Consider the following 16210-nt stretch of genomic DNA (forward strand, 5'->3'; position numbering starts at 1 on the left):
TCTCCCGAATTCTCAAAATGCCCAGTAATACATGAGGACGATATGGACCAGCACCAGGGTCAGTGCCATCGGCACCTGCACCTTGATCACCTTGTTGAGATCCTTCATCTCCAGCAGGGCGGCGGGCAGGGCGTTGAAGTTGGCAGCCATGGGGGTCATCAGAGTGCCGCAGAAACCGGCGGTCATCGCCAGCGCACCGGCCACGACAGGATCACCGCCCTGCGCGACCACGAAGGGGATACCGATCCCGGCGGTGATGACGGTGAAGGCGGCATAGGCGTTGCCCATGATCATGGTGAAGACCATCATCCCGAGGCAGTAGGCCACTACCCCGATGAAGGGGCTGCCGAGCGGGACCACGGTGGAGATCCCTTGCGAGATGACATCACCGACCCCGGACTTGTTGAAGATCACCCCGAGGGCGGCCAGCAGTTGCGGCAGGATGCCGGTGATACCCACCTGCTGGATCATCCGGTCGGAGTCTCCCACCACGGTGGAGGGGGTGGCACGAGTCAGCAGTACCGTAATGACGAAGGCGATGACCGCCGCCAGACCGATACCGACCTGACCGCCAAGGGGGGTGAACTGGGCGATCACCACCGCCAGCACGGCCAGCAGGATGCAGGGGAGGAAGATCCGGTTGCCGATGCGGTTGGCGTGGCGCTGGGACTCCTCCTCGCTCGCCTGCTCCAGCTTGCCGATCTTCACCTGTTTGAGCAGGGTGATGACCCCCATGGCGAGGATCAGCACGCCATTGATGACATTGGGGATATAGCTGCCGAAGGCGAACAGCACACCCAGGATGGTCCAGAACAGGGCGGTACCGATTTTGGCCGGGTGGTTGGGGTCACGCAGGACACGCCAGGCGCTGCTGAACAGGATGACGCCGATCAGCACATAAAAGAATTCGAGCATGTTGGGGATGAGGGTCGCCATTATTGTTGCCCCTCCTCGTCGCTGCTCACGGTATATGTCTTGGCCATCTGACGGTCAAACCACATATTGGAAATCGCCACCATCAGCAGGGCGATAATGGCGATCGGCATGGATGCCTTGGCAATATCGACGGCAGAGACGCTATATCCAAGAGATTCAAATGTACCGACGATCAGCAATACCCCGGCGGAGGCGACGAAGGTATTCTGGGCAAAAAAGTTACCGTAGTTTTCGGTGGCGGAAACCCGCGCCTTGATATATTCCTCGTCCTCTTCGCTTAATTTGCCGTGTACCTTGGTGGCGGCTGCCTGAGTCATGGGGTTGACCAGCGGACGAATAAACTGGGTGTGACCCTGAACCCGCACCGAGAAGAGACCGGCCAGCTCGCGGATAAACATATAGAGGGTCATGAACTTGCCCGGGGTGAGCTTCTTGATCCGCTCGATCAGGGTGACTGCCTGCTGTTTGAGGCCGTAGCGTTCACAGATGCCGATCATCGGCAGGGTCAGCAGAAACAGTGTCACCATGCGGTTGGAGACGAAGGCTTCTCCCAGCAGGGAGAGGCAATCGGTCATGGAGAGACCGGAGACCAGCGCCGTGGTGACGGCGGCCACCAGTACGACAGCCAGGGTGTCGAGTTTGAAATAAAAACCCAACAAAATAATAAGAATGCCGCTCAGTTTAATCCATTCCAATTAGCCACCTCGTTAAAGTGAATATTTATGTGTAATTTTGGGTAGCCGAGTTGTTTATCACCAGACTCCGGGGATGGCAACAAATAATCACCTTGGTGGGATTCGTTTGGTTTTTAATTGCGGTTTGCTGTTGGTTTATTGCTCTCTGGTCAATGGTGAATCCCATTATTTTGGCGCTATTTCGTTTCACCTTAATCAGCTGTAGCAATCATTGCCGGTGCCTGTGTGGCAAGGCAGAACTGACAACATGGCTATTATTTGTTGCGTTATTGGTAGGGGCGGGTGCAGCTTCGCAATATATTGGCAACAACCAAGCGGCGGTATTTTTATGGCCGCGAAGGTGGCGTTGGGATATTAACTGGAAAGGGAAAACAAGCCGGTGGCGAAGGCGTTTCGCCACCGGTGCGGGGTCAGTGACTCTGTTTGACCCAGATAAGCTGGTCGGTAGCAAAGCCCAGCGATTTCGCTTTGGCGACCAGCGCATCCACCTTCGCCTTGGGCGGGTTGGGTGAGCGGGAGAGGATCCAGAGGTAGTCATGGTTGTAGCTGGTCACCAGCGAGAGCTGATAGTCGGGATCGAGGTCGATGACGTTGTAGCCGCCATAGAAGGGGCCGAAGAAGCTCACCTTGAGCCGAGCCTCGTCAGGGCTGCCGACGAAGTAGGCCTTGCCTTCGGCTTCGCGCCAGCTGCCATCGCTCTGCTTGCCGCGGTTGAGCACCTTGACGCCACCATCGTCACGCAGGCTGTAGGTGGCACTCACTTGCTCCAGCCCGCGCTCGAAACCGTGGTCGAGGCGGGCAATCTCGTACCAGGTGCCGAGATAGCGGTCGAGCTGGAAGCCGGTGACGGGACGGATGCCGTCGGCGAGGCCGGTGCAGGCCGTCAGCAGCCAGACGGTAAACAGACAAAGCAGTGAACGCATAGGTAATCCCTCTCTTGTTATCCCTCTATGATACGAAGCTGGCCATCCCGAAAGCGGGAGGCCTGATCTGTCGGCGTGCTGCCGAAGAACCGTTTGTACTCCCGGCTGAATTGGGAGTTGCTCTCGTAACCGACTCTGGCGGCGGCCGCCCCCGCCTTGATGCCGTCGTGCAGCATCATCAGGCGCGCCTTGTGCAGGCGAAACGACTTGATGTACTGCAGCGGCGAGGTGGCGGTGACTGCCTTGAAGTGGTGGTGAAAGGCGGAGACGCTCATGTTCACCTCCCGCGCCAGCTCCTCCATGGTGAGGTTGTCGGCGTAGCGCTGCTCTATCATACGCAGCACCCGGGCAATCTGGCCCACATGATTGTGGCGGTTGGCGAGCGCCTGCAACGCCGGGCCGCCCCCCTCGGTGAGGGCGTGAAACAGCATCTCTCGCACCGTCTGCGGCCCCAGTACCTTGGCGTGCAGCGGATTGTCCATCAGCTCGATCAGCCGCTCGGCGGCGCAGAACATGGTCTCCGACAGGGGGACCGAGTGGACGCCGCTCTTTTGCGGAGCGGGGGCGGGCAGGGCATCGCCCAGCTCCAGCAACAGCTCCTGCAGGATGACCAGATCGATCTCGATGGTGAAGCCGATCAGGGGCTGCTCGGGGGAGGCGAAACACTCGCACTCGCAGGGCAGCGGCAGGGTCATCAGCAGGTAGTGGTTGGGGTCGTAGCGAAATACCTGATCCGCCAGATAGCCCACCTTGTGCCCCTGCAGGATCACTATCATCCGCGGCTGGTAGAGCACCGGGGTGCGGCCGTGGTACTCGGTGGTGTAGATGAAGTTGACCTGTTTCACCGGTGACGGGGAGATGCCGGGGGTGGTGACGTGGCGGGCCACTCTGGCGGCGAGGTCGCTGTAACGGTTTTGCATGGGGGCTCTTTGATTCGACTGTTCCGGTTTTCGCTGCTTTGTAGAAATAGGCAAGAATCAAGCAGGATGTTGTCTTGATGGTAGGGTTGTTCTGGAGAAAAATGCAATCACGATTTCGCGGCTAGGCCGCCCTGACTATCAGAAGAAGGCAATGTCGATGAACAACTTTACTCTCCATACCCCGACCAAAATCCTGTTCGGCCAGGGGCAGATCGCCCAGTTGCGCGAGCAGCTCCCGAGCGATGCCCGCGTCATGATCACCTACGGTGGCGGCAGCGTGGTACGCAGCGGCCTGCTGGAGCAGATCCGCAGCGAACTGGCTGGCTTCACCCTGTTTGAATTTGGCGGCATCGAGCCTAACCCGGCCTACGAGACCCTGATGGGTGCCGTGGAGCTGGCCCGTGCCGAGCGGGTCGATTTCCTGCTCGCCGTTGGCGGCGGCTCGGTGCTCGATGGCTCCAAGTTTATCGCCGCTGCCGCGCACTACGATCTGGCCAAGGATCCCTGGCACATTCTCGAGACCGTCGGCAGCGAAGTGCGCTCCGCCATTGCGCTGGGTTCAGTGCTGACTCTGCCAGCGACCGGTTCCGAAATGAACATGGGTGCCGTCATCACCCGTCGCAGCAGTGGCGACAAGGTGCACTTCTTCTCGCCGTTCGTGATGCCGCGCTTTGCCGTGCTCGATCCGGTGCTCACCTACACCCTGCCCGAGCGTCAGGTGGCGAACGGGGTTGTGGACGCTTTCGTCCACATCGTGGAGCAGTACCTCACCTATCCGGTCAACGCCAAGGTGCAGGATCGCTTCGCCGAAGGCTTGCTGTTGACCCTGATTGAAGAGGGCCCCAAGGCGTTGGCCGAGCCGCACAACTACGAGGTGCGCGCCAACATCATGTGGAGTGCCACCATGGCGCTGAACGGCCTGATCGGTGCCGGTGTGCCGCAGGACTGGGCCACCCACATGCTGGGTCACGAGCTGACCGCCCTGCACGGCCTTGACCATGCCCAGACTCTGGCGGCCGTGCTGCCCGCTCTGCTGCAGGCCAAGCGCAAACAGAAGCATGCCAAGCTGCTGCAATACGCAGAGCGGGTGTGGGGTCTGCGCAGCGGCAGCGAAGCGGAGCGCATCGACGATGCCATCGCCGCGACCCGCGACTTCTTCGAGCGGATGGGGGTCAAGACCCGGCTGCGCGACTACGGTCTCAACGATCTGGGTATCGATACCCTGATCGGCAAGCTGGGTGAGCACGGCATGAGCCGTCTGGGCGAGCACGGCGATATCGATCTGGTGCAGAGTCAGCATATTTATGAAGCTGCCTGGTAAAAGCCTCTGAACGGGCGCCAACCGGCGAAACGATTGAATATCGAGGGCCGCCTCCTGCCAGCTGGCGGGAGTGCGGCCCTGTCATTGTTGTGAAATTGTTATTTTTCGGCCTTTGCCGCAGCCGTACAGAGCTCCGGCGCATTTAGTAAGAACAAAAAACGCTAAGATAGAGAGCCGGTGAAACATTTTTTTTGACTGGTTGGATCACTTTTTTCAGCCGTTTTTACTGGTATAAGCCTCTAATTTGGTTTGTTTTTTTTAATCCTCGGCGGGGATGGGCTGAAATCTGTACGCGTGCTGTCGGGCGTGCGGTTGTAATAAAACTCCAAAATTTGATACTAATCACCTTCGCGCCTGAAAAGCGGGGGCCTGACCATGACAGGAGGTTGAGGTAAAGCCTACTGATTTTCATAACAAAGAGCCCAAGACCTGCACTTTGGTCATGTCTTGTTTCGCCAGAAATGAGACACTGGGCAGCGATTGTTTATTAACCATCAGGGAATAGTCATGCAGATTGGAATACCGAGAGAGAGTCTCGTCGGTGAGACCCGGGTCGCAGCGACCCCGGCTACCGTCGAGCAGCTGAAAAAGCTCGGCTTCGAGGTCGCCATCGAGACCGGCGCAGGCCTGTCGGCCAGCTTCGATGATGCCGCCTTCGAGGCTGCCGGTGCCAGCGTGGTGCCGAATGTCTGGCAAGCCGACCTTATCTTCAAGGTCAATGCGCCGACCGATGCCGAGATCGCACAAATTAAAGATGGCGCCACTCTGATTAGCTTCATCTGGCCTGCCCAGAACCCCGAGCTGGTCAAGAAGCTGTCCGAGCGCAACATCAATGTAATGGCGATGGATATGGTGCCGCGGATCTCCCGTGCCCAGTCCCTCGATGCCCTCTCCTCCATGGCCAACATCGGTGGCTATCGTGCCGTTGTTGAAGCTGCGCACCAGTTCGGTCGCTTCTTCACCGGCCAGATCACTGCTGCCGGTAAAGTGCCGCCTGCCAAGGTGCTGGTGATCGGTGCCGGCGTAGCCGGTCTGGCTGCCATCGGTACTGCCGGTTCCCTCGGTGCCATCGTGCGTGCCTTCGATACCCGTCTGGAAGTGGCCGAGCAGATCGAGTCCATGGGTGGCGAGTTCCTCAAGCTGGACTTCGGCGGTGAGGATGGTTCCTCCTCCGATGGTTACGCCAAAGTGATGAGCGAAGAGTTCATCAAGGCCGAGATGGAGCTGTTTGCCCAGCAGGCCAAAGAGGTGGACATCATCATCACCACCGCCCTGATCCCGGGCAAGCCGGCTCCCAAGCTGATCACCAAAGAGATGGTCGACAGCATGAAGCCGGGCTCCGTCATCGTGGACATGGCCGCTCAGGCCGGCGGCAACTGTGAATACACAGTGCCGGGCGAACTGCATGTCACCGCCAACGGCGTCAAGGTGATTGGTTACACCGATCTGCCGGGTCGACTGCCTGCCCAATCCTCCCAGCTTTACGGTACCAACCTGGTCAACCTGATGAAGCTGATGTGCAAGGAGAAGGACGGCAACGTCGCCATCGACTTCGAAGACGTGGTGCAGCGCAATATGACGGTGATCCAGGCCGGTGAAGTGACCTTCCCGCCGCCCGCCATCTCCGTCTCTGCTGCCCCGCAGAAACCGGCCGCCGCCAAACCGGCAGCCAAGAAGGAAGAGGCCAAGCCCTCCAACAAGAAGTTCGTGTTCGGTGCCCTCGGCATCGCCGCCTTCGGCTGGATCGCCTCCGTTGCCCCGGCAGCCTTCCTCTCCCACTTCACCGTATTCATCCTGGCCTGTGTGGTCGGTTACTACGTGGTGTGGAACGTCTCTCACGCCCTGCACACGCCGCTGATGTCGGTCACCAATGCCATCTCCGGCATTATCGTGGTCGGTGCCCTGCTGCAGATCGGGCAAGGGTCGACTCTGGTTACCGCGCTGGCGTTCGTCGCCGTGCTGATTGCCAGTATCAACATCTTCGGCGGCTTCACCGTCACTCAGCGCATGCTGAAGATGTTCCGTAAGGATTAAGGGGGTTTAACGTGTCTCAAGGACTGGTAACAGCATCCTATATCGTTGCCGCCGTGCTCTTCATCCTCAGTCTCGCGGGACTGTCGAAGCAAGAGACGGCCAAACATGGCAACCTGTTCGGTATCGCGGGTATGGCCATCGCCCTGATCGCGACCGCGTTCAACCCGGAGACCAGTGGCGTTCACTGGATCATTCTGGCCATGGTGATCGGTGGTGCCATCGGCGTGCGTCTGGCGCTCAAGGTCGAGATGACCGAGATGCCCGAGCTGGTGGCCGTGCTGCACAGCTTCGTGGGTATGGCAGCAGTACTGGTGGGCTTCAACAGCTTCATCGACCTGCACCCCTCCGCACCGGCTGAAGTGGTTGTCTCCGTCGGTTCCAACCTGGATGCCACGCTGGCAGCCGCCCGTGCGGCGTTCGAGCAGGCAGCCAGCGTTGCCCAGGTCGAGCACCTGACCGGCGCCATGCTGAACATCCACCTGGTCGAGATCTTCCTCGGCGTCTTCATCGGTGCCGTGACCTTCACCGGTTCCGTGGTGGCGTTCGGCAAGCTGCGTGGTCTCATCTCCTCCAAGCCGCTGATGCTGCCGCACCGCCACAAGCTGAACCTGCTGGCTGTGGTCGCCTCGCTGGCGCTGATGGTCTACTTCGTCAACGCCGGTGGTTCCACCTTCGCTCTGCTGGTGATGACCCTGATCGCCTTCGCCTTTGGCTGGCATCTGGTGGCTTCCATCGGCGGTGCCGACATGCCGGTAGTGGTCTCCATGCTGAACTCCTACTCCGGTTGGGCGGCGGCGGCGGCGGGCTTCATGCTCTCCAACGACCTGCTGATCGTGGTGGGTGCGCTGGTAGGTTCCTCCGGTGCCATCCTCTCTTACATCATGTGCAAGGCGATGAACCGCTCCTTCATCTCCGTGATCGCCGGTGGCTTCGGCTCTGATGGCGTGGCCTCCACGGCTGATCAGGAGATGGGCGAATACCGCGAAACCAGCGCCGAGGAAGTGGCTGACCTGCTGAAGAACTCCAGCTCCGTCATCATCACCCCGGGCTACGGTATGGCGGTGGCGCAGGCTCAGTATCCGGTTGCCGAGATCACCCAGAAGCTGCGTGACCGCGGCGTCAAGGTGCGCTTCGGTATCCACCCGGTTGCCGGTCGTCTGCCTGGCCACATGAACGTGCTGCTGGCGGAAGCGAAAGTACCGTATGACATCGTGCTGGAAATGGACGAGATCAACGAGGACTTCGCCGATACCGACACCGTGCTGGTGATTGGTGCCAACGACACCGTCAACCCGGCTGCGATGGAAGATCCGGGCAGCCCGATCGCCGGTATGCCGGTACTGGAAGTGTGGAAAGCGCAGAACGTCATCGGCTTCAAGCGCTCCATGAACACTGGCTATGCCGGTGTCCAGAACCCGCTGTTCTTCAAAGAGAATACCCAGATGCTGTTTGGCGATGCCAAGGCCAGCGTCGAGGCAATCCTGAAAGCACTGTAAGTGCCATTCAGAGACTGGATATCAAGGAGGCTTCGGCCTCCTTTTTTATTGCTCATCCCTTGTATATCCTCAATCCATACGGACCGTGAGGGATCTCCATGATGTGGTGTCAGGGTTGGCGAAGGATCGGGTGTTACGGCTGGCTGCTGGCTTCCCTGCTTGGTGCCGGTTTGGCGGCTGCGGCGGACAAACCGCCGACCCTGACGCTGCTAACCGAGCTGTGGCCGCCCTACGTGATGCGTGATGATGGTGGTCGACTGGTGGGAGCCGATCTCGATCTGGCTTGTACCGTGCTGCAGCAGCTTGGCTATCGCACCGAAATCAGGGTGCTCCCCTGGAAGCGGGTTTTGCAGCAGGCGATGCTGCGTGAAGGAGATGCGGTGATCGATATCTTCTATGTCGAGGCCCGCAAGAGCTGGCTCCACTATCCCGAGGAGCCGCTCTCCTACAGTGGCGAGGTGCTCTTCTATCCGGTGGATCGCCCACTCCACGTTGCCCAGCTGGCCGACCTCAAGGGGTTGCGGGTCGGCATTCAGGCCGACTATGCCTACAGCAAATCCTTCTTGACCGATACCGGGGTGATCCGGGTGCCGATGACGGGGGAGGGGAATGCCGTCAAGCAGCTTCACCTGATGATGGCGGGCAGGCTGGATGGAGTGGTGCTGAACGAGCTGGTCGGGCGTTACCTGCTGCACACCCAGGGTTTGCAGGATCAGGTGAGCCACGGCTCCTATATGTTGACCGACGATAGCCGCAACTTTCTCGGATTTACCCACAAACCCGGCCACGATCAGCTGGCTATCCGTTTCTCTGCCGCCCTGAAACAGTTCAAGCAGACCCCCGCCTACAAGCAGCTGCTGGCCCGCTATCACCTCTAGGCGGGCCCGCCCTCTGTGCGTTGCCTCACAATTTGTCGCACTTTGTTAAAAGACGGGCATAATGGCGCTGAAAAAAGCGATATTGCGCAACTTAATTTGATTTTATTGATATTAGGATCAAATCCAGTTGATTTGCATGGGGCTGCCATCAGGTGGCTACCTCTCTCGCGACGCCGTTGCGGCGCTCCCCGAATTGATGCTGACCCCGGGTCACCCTTTTTTGCCATGCTGTTGCCTGTAGCGATGACAGGCATTGCGCCACCAAGATGAGATTGCACAGATGAAAGCACAATGGACCGACTTTATTACCCTGCTCAAGCGTGAAGTGGTGCCGGCCCTTGGCTGCACCGAGCCAATGTCGGTCGCCCTGGCTGCGGCCAACTGCCGCAAGCTGCTGGGGCAGGATCCGACCCGTATCAGCGTATGGGTCAGCGGCAACCTGTTCAAGAACGGCATGGGCGTCGGGGTGCCGGGTACCGGCATGATCGGTCTGCCGGTGGCCGCTGCGGTCGGCATCACAGGTGGTAACCCGGATGCCGGGCTGGAGGTGCTCAAGACTCTCACGTCAGATCAGGTGGAAGCAGCCAAGGCGCTGCTGCCTGCCATCAAGGTGGATGTGAAGGATGTGCCGGACGTGCTCTACGCCGAGGTGCTGGCCGAGGTGGATGGCCACAGCGCCCGGGTGGTGATCTGCACCGACCACACCCGCATCATCCTGATGGAGAAGGATGGCGAGGTGCTGATGCAGCAGGACAACGCTCCCGGCGTGCAGATCCAGGCTGCTCCTTCCAGCAAGCCCGCCATGACCCTGCGCGAGATCGTTGATTTTGCCCTGCAGGTACCGCTGGCCGAGATCGACTTCATTCGGGAGGCGGCCACCATGAATCAGGCGCTGGCGGACGAAGGGTTGCAGGGGTATGGCCTGCGCATCGGCAAGATCCTCACCGAGCAGGTGGAGCGCAAGCTGCTCTCCGATGACCTGATGACCCTGGCGATGCGCCTATCTTCTGCCGCTTCCGATGCACGGATGGATGGCGCCATGCTGCCCGCCATGTCCAACTCGGGCTCCGGCAATCAGGGCATTGCCGCCACCATGCCGGTAGTCGCCGCCGCCCGCTTCCTCAAGGTGAGCGACGAGCAGCTGACCCGGGCGCTGGTGATGAGCCATCTGGTGGCCATCTACATCAAGACCTATCAGAACAAGCTGTCGGCCCTCTGTGCCGCCAGCACCGCCGCCATGGGCTCCGGTGCGGCCATCACCTGGCTGCTGGGCGGCCAGTTCGAGCAGATCAGCCACTGCATCAACAACATGATTGGCGATGTCTCCGGCATCATCTGTGACGGCGCCGGCAGCGCCTGTTCCATGAAGGTCTCCACCTCGACCTCGGCGGCGGTGAAATCCTCGCTGATGGCCATCAACAATCTGCATGTGCCCCAGAGTGAGGGGATCGTCTCCGACGATGTGGACCAGACAATCGCCAATCTGGGCCGCCTCTCCAAAGAGGGGATGCTGGATACGGATATCGAGATCATCAACATCATGCGAGCGAAACAGCAGAAGCCATAAGTTTGTAGAAACAAAGGGGGCTCAGACCCCCTTGTTTATGTCGTGACGGGTCAGGCCGTCCGACACGGTTGCCAGGGCATGCGTCGTGCTTGCTCTTGTTTCCCGGGCATTGCCCGCTTTTTGGGGGGGTCATCTCATGACACTTAGCGTTATCGGTAATCTGGCCATTACGGCCTTCTTGCTGTTCTTCCTCTATCGGTTGCAGCAAAAACATGTGAGCTTCACCCGCCGGGTGTTTGCCGGTCTGGGGCTGGGTATCCTGTTCGGCGCGGCCCTGCAGCTGCTCTACGGAGCGGGTTCTGCGGTGATTGGCCAGACCATCGACTATCTCGATATCGTCGGTAGCGGCTATGTGAAGCTGCTGCAGATGATCATCATCCCGCTGATCATGGTCTCCATCATCAGCGCCATCCTCAAGCTCAACGGCGGTACCGCTCTTGGCAAGATCAGCGCCATGACCATAGGCGTGCTGATCTTCACCACCGCTATTGCTGCAGGGGCGGGCATCCTGATGTCCAACCTGTTTGGTCTGACGGCGGAAGGGCTCACTGCCGGTGCTGCGGAAAGTGCTCGCGGTGCGGCGCTGCAGAGCACCCTCGGCAGCGTCGAGAGCATGTCCTTTGCCAAGATGGTGCTGGAGTTCATTCCGGCCAACCCCTTCCTCGACATGACCGGCGGTCGCAAGACCTCCACTATTGCCGTGGTGATCTTCTCCATCTTCATCGGTCTGTCGGCTACCGGCATCGCCCGCAAGAAGCCGGAGATCTTCGCCAGCTTCAGCCACTTCATCGCCGTGGCCCATGCCATCGTGATGCGGATGGTGACCCTGGTGCTGCGCCTGACGCCGTTCGGCGTGCTGGCCCTGATGACCAAGGTGGTTTCCGGCTCCAACTACGCTGACATCATCAATCTGCTCAGCTTCGTCATGGCCTCTTACGGCGCCATCGCCATCATGTTCGCCGTGCACCTGCTGCTGGTCGGCATGGTCGGCATCAACCCGGCCCGCTTCCTGAAGAAGATCACGCCGGTGCTGGCCTTTGCCTTTACCTCGCGCACCAGTGCGGGCTCCATCCCGATGAACGTGCAGACCCAGACCAAGTCGCTGGGTATTCCGGAGGGGATCGCCAACTTCGCGGCCTCCTTCGGTTCCACCATCGGCCAGAACGGCTGTGCCGGTATCTATCCGGCGATGCTGGCAGTGATGATTGCACCGACTGTCGGGGTCAACCCGATGGACCCGAGCTTCATCATGACCCTGATCGCCATCATCACCGTCAGCTCCTTCGGGGTGGCCGGGATCGGCGGTGGCGCCACCTTTGCCGCGCTGATCGTGCTCTCCGCGCTGGACTTCCCGGTGGCGCTGGCCGGTCTGCTCATCTCCATCGAGCCACTGATCGACATGGGCCGTACTGCGCTCAACGTCTCCGGCTCCATCACCGCGGGCACGGTTACCAGCCGCCTGCTGGGGGAGACCGACATGAATGTATTCAACAGCGATCACGAAGTGAGTCTGGACGGCGAAGAGTCCACCATCTGATCCGCTGCGGGAGGGGTAAACTTCCCGCCATCAACCACAGGGAGGGCATACCCTCCCTGCGTCATTGACAGGAGCAACTATGAGAATCGTGATCATCGGTGGCGAAGCCGCCGGTATGAGTGCGGCCGCCAAAGCGCGCCGACTGGCCAAAGAGGCCGAAATCGTGGTGTATGAAGCCTCCGAGGTGATCTCCTTCGGCGCCTGCGGCCTGCCCTACTTCGTCGGCGACGAGTTTCAGGAGCCCGGCTACATGGCCGAGTTCACCCCGGAGCAGTTCGCCGCCAAGGGGATCGAGGTCAAGATTGGCCACCGGGTGCTGAGTCTGGATGCTGCCGCGCAGACGCTGACTGTCGAGCACAACGGCGACACCTTCACCGACCATTACGATCGGTTGATGATCGCCACCGGTGCCCGCGAAGTGATGCCCCCCATCCCCGGTTTGCAGCAGCAAGGGGTATTCGGTCTGCGCCGGATGGCCGATGGGCTGGCGCTGAAGGCGGCGGTACAAGACAAAAACAATCGCCGCGCCGTGGTGATCGGCTCCGGCTTTATCGGGCTGGAGGTGGTCGAGGCGCTGGTCCATCAGGGCAAAGAGGTGCGTCTCATCGAGCTGGCGGATCGGGTCATCCCCGGTGCGTTTGATGGCGAGATCACCCAGCACATCGAAACCGAACTGCGCGAGCAGGGGGTCTCTCTCCATCTGGGTGAGCGAGTTGAAGCGCTGCTGGGGGATGGCCGGGTGACCGGCGTGCGAACCAGCCAGGGCGAGTTCGAAGCCGATATCGTGGTGGTTTGCACCGGGGTCAAGCCCAACACCGAGTTTCTGGCCAATACCGGCATCGAGCTGCTCGGCAACGGCGCCATCAAGGTGGACCGGCAGGGGCGCAGCTCGCTGGCCAACGTCTGGTCGGCTGGCGACTGTGCCAGCGTCTGGCACAGCGTGAAGCAGCAGCAGGTCTATGTGCCGCTCGCCACCATCGCCAACAAGCTGGGGCGCATGGTGGGCGAGAACCTGGCGGGGGCCGAGCAGACGTTCCCGGGCACCCTCGGCTCTGCCGCGCTCAAGGTGCTGGGGCTGGAGGCGGGCCGTACCGGCCTCTGTGAGCAGGAAGCCAGGGCGATGGGGATCGACTATCGCACCGTGGTGATCAAGGACAAGTGCCACACCAACTACTGCCCGGGTCAGTCCGACATTCACGTCAAGCTGGTCTACGAGGCTGGCAGCAAGCGGCTGCTGGGCGGCCAGATCCTCGGTCGCAAGGGGGCGGTACACCGCATCGATGCGCTGGCGGTCGCCATCACCATGGGGGTGACCACCGAGCAGCTCGGCATGCTGGACTTTGCCTACGCGCCACCCTTCTCCCGCACCTGGGATGCCCTGAACGTGGCGGGTAACGTCGCCAGGTAACGGGCGCTGGTCAGGCGGAAAATGAGAAGAGGCGGCACAGGGTGCCGCCTCTTCTTTTTACTTAAAACTGCCTCAGGGATCGGTAGGGGGCTCTTGCTGCTCCGGCTTGTCAGTTGCCGATTTGCTGCCGACCAGCACGGCGCCGAAGAAGATAAGCGCAACACCAGCCGCCTTGCTCGCCACCAGCGGTTCGGCAAAGGCCGGCATGCTCACCGCCAGTAGATAGACCAGCCCGTAACTGGTGCTGAGTAGCGGGTAGGCGATATTGAGCGGGGTGGAGTGCAGCGCCGCCAGCCAGCAGAGCAGCGACAACCCGTAGCAGAGGATGCCGATGGCGATGGTGAGGAGTGGCAGGGGGTGAGCCAGCATCACGGCGGGATCGGCCTGCCACGCAGGGAGGCTGATTGCCCCCCACTTCATGCAGAGTTGCGCCGCCGTCACCAGCACTATGCTGCCCAGTACGTAGAGATAACCCTTCATAACAGACCTCCCAGCAGCAGGGCGCCGACAATGATGGCGGCAGCCCCCAGCCAGTTGCGGCTGCTCACCGGCTCGCGGAAAAAGAGGCGCGAGCCGAGCAGCACCAGCACCAGATTGATGCTGAGCATGGGGTAGGCCATGCTCAGCGGCAGCCGTTGCAGCAGGTAGATCCAGAGCAGCATGCCGCTGCCAAGGGCTGCAATGCTCCCCAGCAACCAGGGGGAGGCGAGCTTCTGCCAGTGGTCGTGCGGTGTGCGTTGCCAGCTGATGACCGCCTGCTTTTGCAACATCTGGCCCGCACTGGTGAGGAGGCTGACCAGCAGGAGGAGCAGGATATCCATCAACGATTCCCGTGGTAGACGAGCAGGGTGAAGCGGTGGCTGCGGATGGTCTTGTCTGCCGGAGGCAGCGCGGCGATCTGCTCGCCATCATCGGTGCGCAGCAGCAGGGCGACTTGCCCCTCCTGGCGTGCCTGTGCCAGCCAGTTCGGGAACTCCTCTTGCGTGACGTAGCGCCCCTTGCCCTGAGGATAGCCAAGGCCATATCTCAGCTCGCCCATGCTGTCGAACAGGTTGACCTCGCTGCGTTTGGTCTCCCAGGCGATGGAGGAGGCGGTACCTACCTCGTTGGCCAGCAGTGTGTGGGATTCCATCAGGATCTCCCGGTTGGCCTTGATGAAGTGCTCCGGCAGTTTGGAGTCCACCAGCGATAACGGCAGCGCCAGTGGCAGGGCGACGGCCAGCACCATAGGACAGAGGGCGCTCAGTTGCCAGCTGCGGGTGGGGGCCACCAGCTGGATAAAGCCGAGCAGCGACCAGCCGGCAAAGATCGCCATGGCAATGGCCAGCTTGTCCATCTCGTAGCGACCGTAGACTGCATGTTGCGGCGAGAAGGCCAGTACCGCCAGCACCCCTACGCAGACGAGCCCGAACAGGCCGTTGAGCCAGGCGTTGAGGCGAAATGGCTGATCGCGCCCCTCCCTGAGGGCATTGACCGCGCTATTGGCGAGCAGGATGGCCAGCGGGGCGAAGCAGGGCAGGATATAGGTGAGTAGCTTGCCCTTGGCGATGCTGAAGAAGATAAAGGGCAGTACCAGACAGGCCAGCAGATAGAGAGTCTGCGGGCCGACCTTGCGCTCCTGCCACCCCTGCTTCAGCGCGCCCGGCAGCAGCCCCAGCCAGGGCAGGGTGCCGAGCAGTCCCATCGGCAGGTAGTACCAGAAGGGGGACTTGTGCTGAGCATCTTCCGAGGCGAAGCGCTGGATGTGCTCAATCCAGAAGAAGTAGTGCCAGTAGTCCGGCTCCCGCTGATGAATGGCGATGGCCCAGGGGGCGGCCAGCAGGGCGGCGCTCAGGATGGCCAGCGGCCCGAAGCGCACCAGTTCGAGCAGGCGTCCCCGGGTCAGCATATATGGGACCAGCACGATCACAGGTACCGCCAGCGCGATGAAGCCCTTGGTGAGGAAGCCCATGCCGCAGGCGAGGCCGAACAGCAGATAGCCCGCCATCCTGCGGCTGGGTGGCCCCTCCTGCCGGATGAGGTAGAAGCTCACCATAGCGGCGTTGAGCCAGAGGGTCACCATGGCGTCAAGCACGCTGTAGGTGCCGATGCCGTAGACAATCAGGGTCGAGAGATAGATCAGGCTGGCGAACCACGCCTTGCGCCGGCACTGCCAGAGCTGGAGGGTAAACCAGAAGACCAGCAGTGCGCTCAGCCCGGTCGAGGCGGCCGAGGCGAAGCGGACGGCAAAGTTGCTCTCGCCGAACATCAGCTGGCTGAGGCTGTTGAACCAGTAACCAGCGATGGGTTTCTCGAAGTAGCGCAGGCCGAGGAAGTGGGGCACCACCCAGTCACCTGTAGTGACCATCTCCCGGCTGATCTCGGCATAACGGTTCTCGTCCGGGCTCCACAGCATCCGCTGGTTGAGCGGCAGCAGGTAAAAGAGCAGAAAGAAAAGGGGCAGGGCCCATCGGGTCATCTTCATGAGATCCTCGGTTGCAATCTGGTGAGCTGGT

14 protein-coding genes are annotated in these 16210 nt (G+C 60.7%); 7 read left to right on the forward strand and 7 right to left on the reverse strand.

Annotation, left to right across the window (positions count from 1 at the left end; all coding sequences use genetic code 11):
- Positions 1-12: 12 nt before the first annotated feature.
- The 4 genes from LG31_RS0112525 to LG31_RS0112540 all read right to left on the reverse strand — a co-directional run bounded on the left by LG31_RS0112525 (position 13) and on the right by LG31_RS0112540 (position 3474).
- Positions 13-936: a DUF979 domain-containing protein gene (locus LG31_RS0112525; protein ID WP_033114806.1), complete on the reverse strand. Its 924-nt coding sequence runs from the start codon at positions 934-936 to the stop codon at positions 13-15.
- On the reverse strand, positions 936-1631 hold the full coding sequence (locus LG31_RS0112530; RefSeq protein WP_033114807.1) for a DUF969 domain-containing protein: 696 nt from the start codon (positions 1629-1631) through the stop codon (positions 936-938). Before LG31_RS0112530 ends, LG31_RS0112525 begins: the two co-directional genes overlap by 1 nt.
- Before the next feature lie 410 nt (positions 1632-2041).
- Positions 2042-2554, reverse strand: a complete 513-nt coding sequence (locus LG31_RS0112535; RefSeq protein WP_033114808.1) for a lipocalin family protein — start codon at positions 2552-2554, stop codon at positions 2042-2044.
- Between the two features lie 17 nt (positions 2555-2571).
- Complete coding sequence (locus LG31_RS0112540) at positions 2572-3474, reverse strand: AraC family transcriptional regulator (protein ID WP_033114809.1); 903 nt, start codon at positions 3472-3474, stop codon at positions 2572-2574.
- A 157-nt stretch (positions 3475-3631) separates the two neighbouring features.
- Here LG31_RS0112540 and yqhD point away from each other — a divergent pair, with 157 nt between their 5' ends.
- The 7 genes from yqhD (at position 3632) to LG31_RS0112575 (ending at position 13715) form a co-directional block, all read left to right on the forward strand.
- Complete coding sequence (gene yqhD, locus LG31_RS0112545) at positions 3632-4795, forward strand: alcohol dehydrogenase (RefSeq protein WP_033114810.1); 1164 nt, start codon at positions 3632-3634, stop codon at positions 4793-4795.
- Positions 4796-5302: 507 nt separating this feature from the next.
- A complete protein-coding gene (pntA, locus tag LG31_RS0112550) occupies positions 5303-6829 on the forward strand; it encodes a Re/Si-specific NAD(P)(+) transhydrogenase subunit alpha (RefSeq protein ID WP_033114811.1) in 1527 nt (508 codons plus the stop codon).
- Positions 6830-6840: 11 nt separating this feature from the next.
- Positions 6841-8325, forward strand: a complete 1485-nt coding sequence (gene pntB, locus LG31_RS0112555) for a Re/Si-specific NAD(P)(+) transhydrogenase subunit beta (protein ID WP_033114812.1) — start codon at positions 6841-6843, stop codon at positions 8323-8325.
- A gap of 98 nt (positions 8326-8423) precedes the next feature.
- Positions 8424-9203: a substrate-binding periplasmic protein gene (locus LG31_RS0112560; protein WP_033114813.1), complete on the forward strand. Its 780-nt coding sequence runs from the start codon at positions 8424-8426 to the stop codon at positions 9201-9203.
- A gap of 280 nt (positions 9204-9483) precedes the next feature.
- Positions 9484-10770 carry an L-cysteine desulfidase family protein gene (locus LG31_RS0112565; protein ID WP_033114814.1) on the forward strand — a complete coding sequence of 429 codons (1287 nt, stop codon included), beginning with the start codon at positions 9484-9486 and terminating at the stop codon, positions 10768-10770.
- A 136-nt stretch (positions 10771-10906) separates the two neighbouring features.
- Positions 10907-12307, forward strand: coding sequence for an L-cystine transporter (locus tag LG31_RS0112570; protein ID WP_033114815.1), 1401 nt, complete (start codon positions 10907-10909; stop codon positions 12305-12307).
- Between the two features lie 79 nt (positions 12308-12386).
- Entirely contained in the window at positions 12387-13715 is a 1329-nt protein-coding gene (locus LG31_RS0112575; protein WP_033114816.1) for a CoA-disulfide reductase, read from the forward strand.
- 72 nt (positions 13716-13787) lie between these two features.
- Here the strand turns inward: LG31_RS0112575 and arnF are convergent, their stop codons facing one another.
- From arnF to arnT, 3 genes are read right to left on the reverse strand one after another with little or no spacing between them, the layout of a single operon-like run.
- Positions 13788-14195, reverse strand: coding sequence for a 4-amino-4-deoxy-L-arabinose-phosphoundecaprenol flippase subunit ArnF (gene arnF, locus LG31_RS0112580; protein WP_033114817.1), 408 nt, complete (start codon positions 14193-14195; stop codon positions 13788-13790).
- Positions 14192-14536, reverse strand: a complete 345-nt coding sequence (locus tag LG31_RS0112585; RefSeq protein ID WP_033114818.1) for an EamA family transporter — start codon at positions 14534-14536, stop codon at positions 14192-14194. The genes arnF and LG31_RS0112585 overlap by 4 nt, the downstream gene beginning before the upstream one ends.
- On the reverse strand, positions 14536-16179 hold the full coding sequence (gene arnT / locus LG31_RS0112590) for a lipid IV(A) 4-amino-4-deoxy-L-arabinosyltransferase (protein WP_033114819.1): 1644 nt from the start codon (positions 16177-16179) through the stop codon (positions 14536-14538). Before arnT ends, LG31_RS0112585 begins: the two co-directional genes overlap by 1 nt.
- Between the last annotated feature and the right edge of the window lie 31 nt (positions 16180-16210).

It is taken from the genome of Aeromonas lacus (assembly GCF_000764665.1).
In the GTDB taxonomy this organism is placed as follows: domain Bacteria; phylum Pseudomonadota; class Gammaproteobacteria; order Enterobacterales; family Aeromonadaceae; genus Aeromonas; species Aeromonas lacus.

What these genes read in the sequence shown, in the direction of transcription:
- LG31_RS0112560 (WP_033114813.1), top strand. Translation starts at nt 8,424, where the DNA reads ATGATGTGGTGTCAGGGTTGGCGAAGGATCGGGTGTTACGGCTGGCTG.
- LG31_RS0112535 (WP_033114808.1), bottom strand. Translation starts at nt 2,554, where the DNA reads ATGCGTTCACTGCTTTGTCTGTTTACCGTCTGGCTGCTGACGGCCTGC.
- arnT (WP_033114819.1), bottom strand. Translation starts at nt 16,179, where the DNA reads ATGAAGATGACCCGATGGGCCCTGCCCCTTTTCTTTCTGCTCTTTTAC.
- LG31_RS0112570 (WP_033114815.1), top strand. Translation starts at nt 10,907, where the DNA reads ATGACACTTAGCGTTATCGGTAATCTGGCCATTACGGCCTTCTTGCTG.
- LG31_RS0112585 (WP_033114818.1), bottom strand. Translation starts at nt 14,536, where the DNA reads ATGGATATCCTGCTCCTCCTGCTGGTCAGCCTCCTCACCAGTGCGGGC.
- LG31_RS0112565 (WP_033114814.1), top strand. Translation starts at nt 9,484, where the DNA reads ATGAAAGCACAATGGACCGACTTTATTACCCTGCTCAAGCGTGAAGTG.
- LG31_RS0112525 (WP_033114806.1), bottom strand. Translation starts at nt 936, where the DNA reads ATGGCGACCCTCATCCCCAACATGCTCGAATTCTTTTATGTGCTGATC.
- yqhD (WP_033114810.1), top strand. Translation starts at nt 3,632, where the DNA reads ATGAACAACTTTACTCTCCATACCCCGACCAAAATCCTGTTCGGCCAG.
- LG31_RS0112540 (WP_033114809.1), bottom strand. Translation starts at nt 3,474, where the DNA reads ATGCAAAACCGTTACAGCGACCTCGCCGCCAGAGTGGCCCGCCACGTC.
- LG31_RS0112575 (WP_033114816.1), top strand. Translation starts at nt 12,387, where the DNA reads ATGAGAATCGTGATCATCGGTGGCGAAGCCGCCGGTATGAGTGCGGCC.
- arnF (WP_033114817.1), bottom strand. Translation starts at nt 14,195, where the DNA reads ATGAAGGGTTATCTCTACGTACTGGGCAGCATAGTGCTGGTGACGGCG.
- pntA (WP_033114811.1), top strand. Translation starts at nt 5,303, where the DNA reads ATGCAGATTGGAATACCGAGAGAGAGTCTCGTCGGTGAGACCCGGGTC.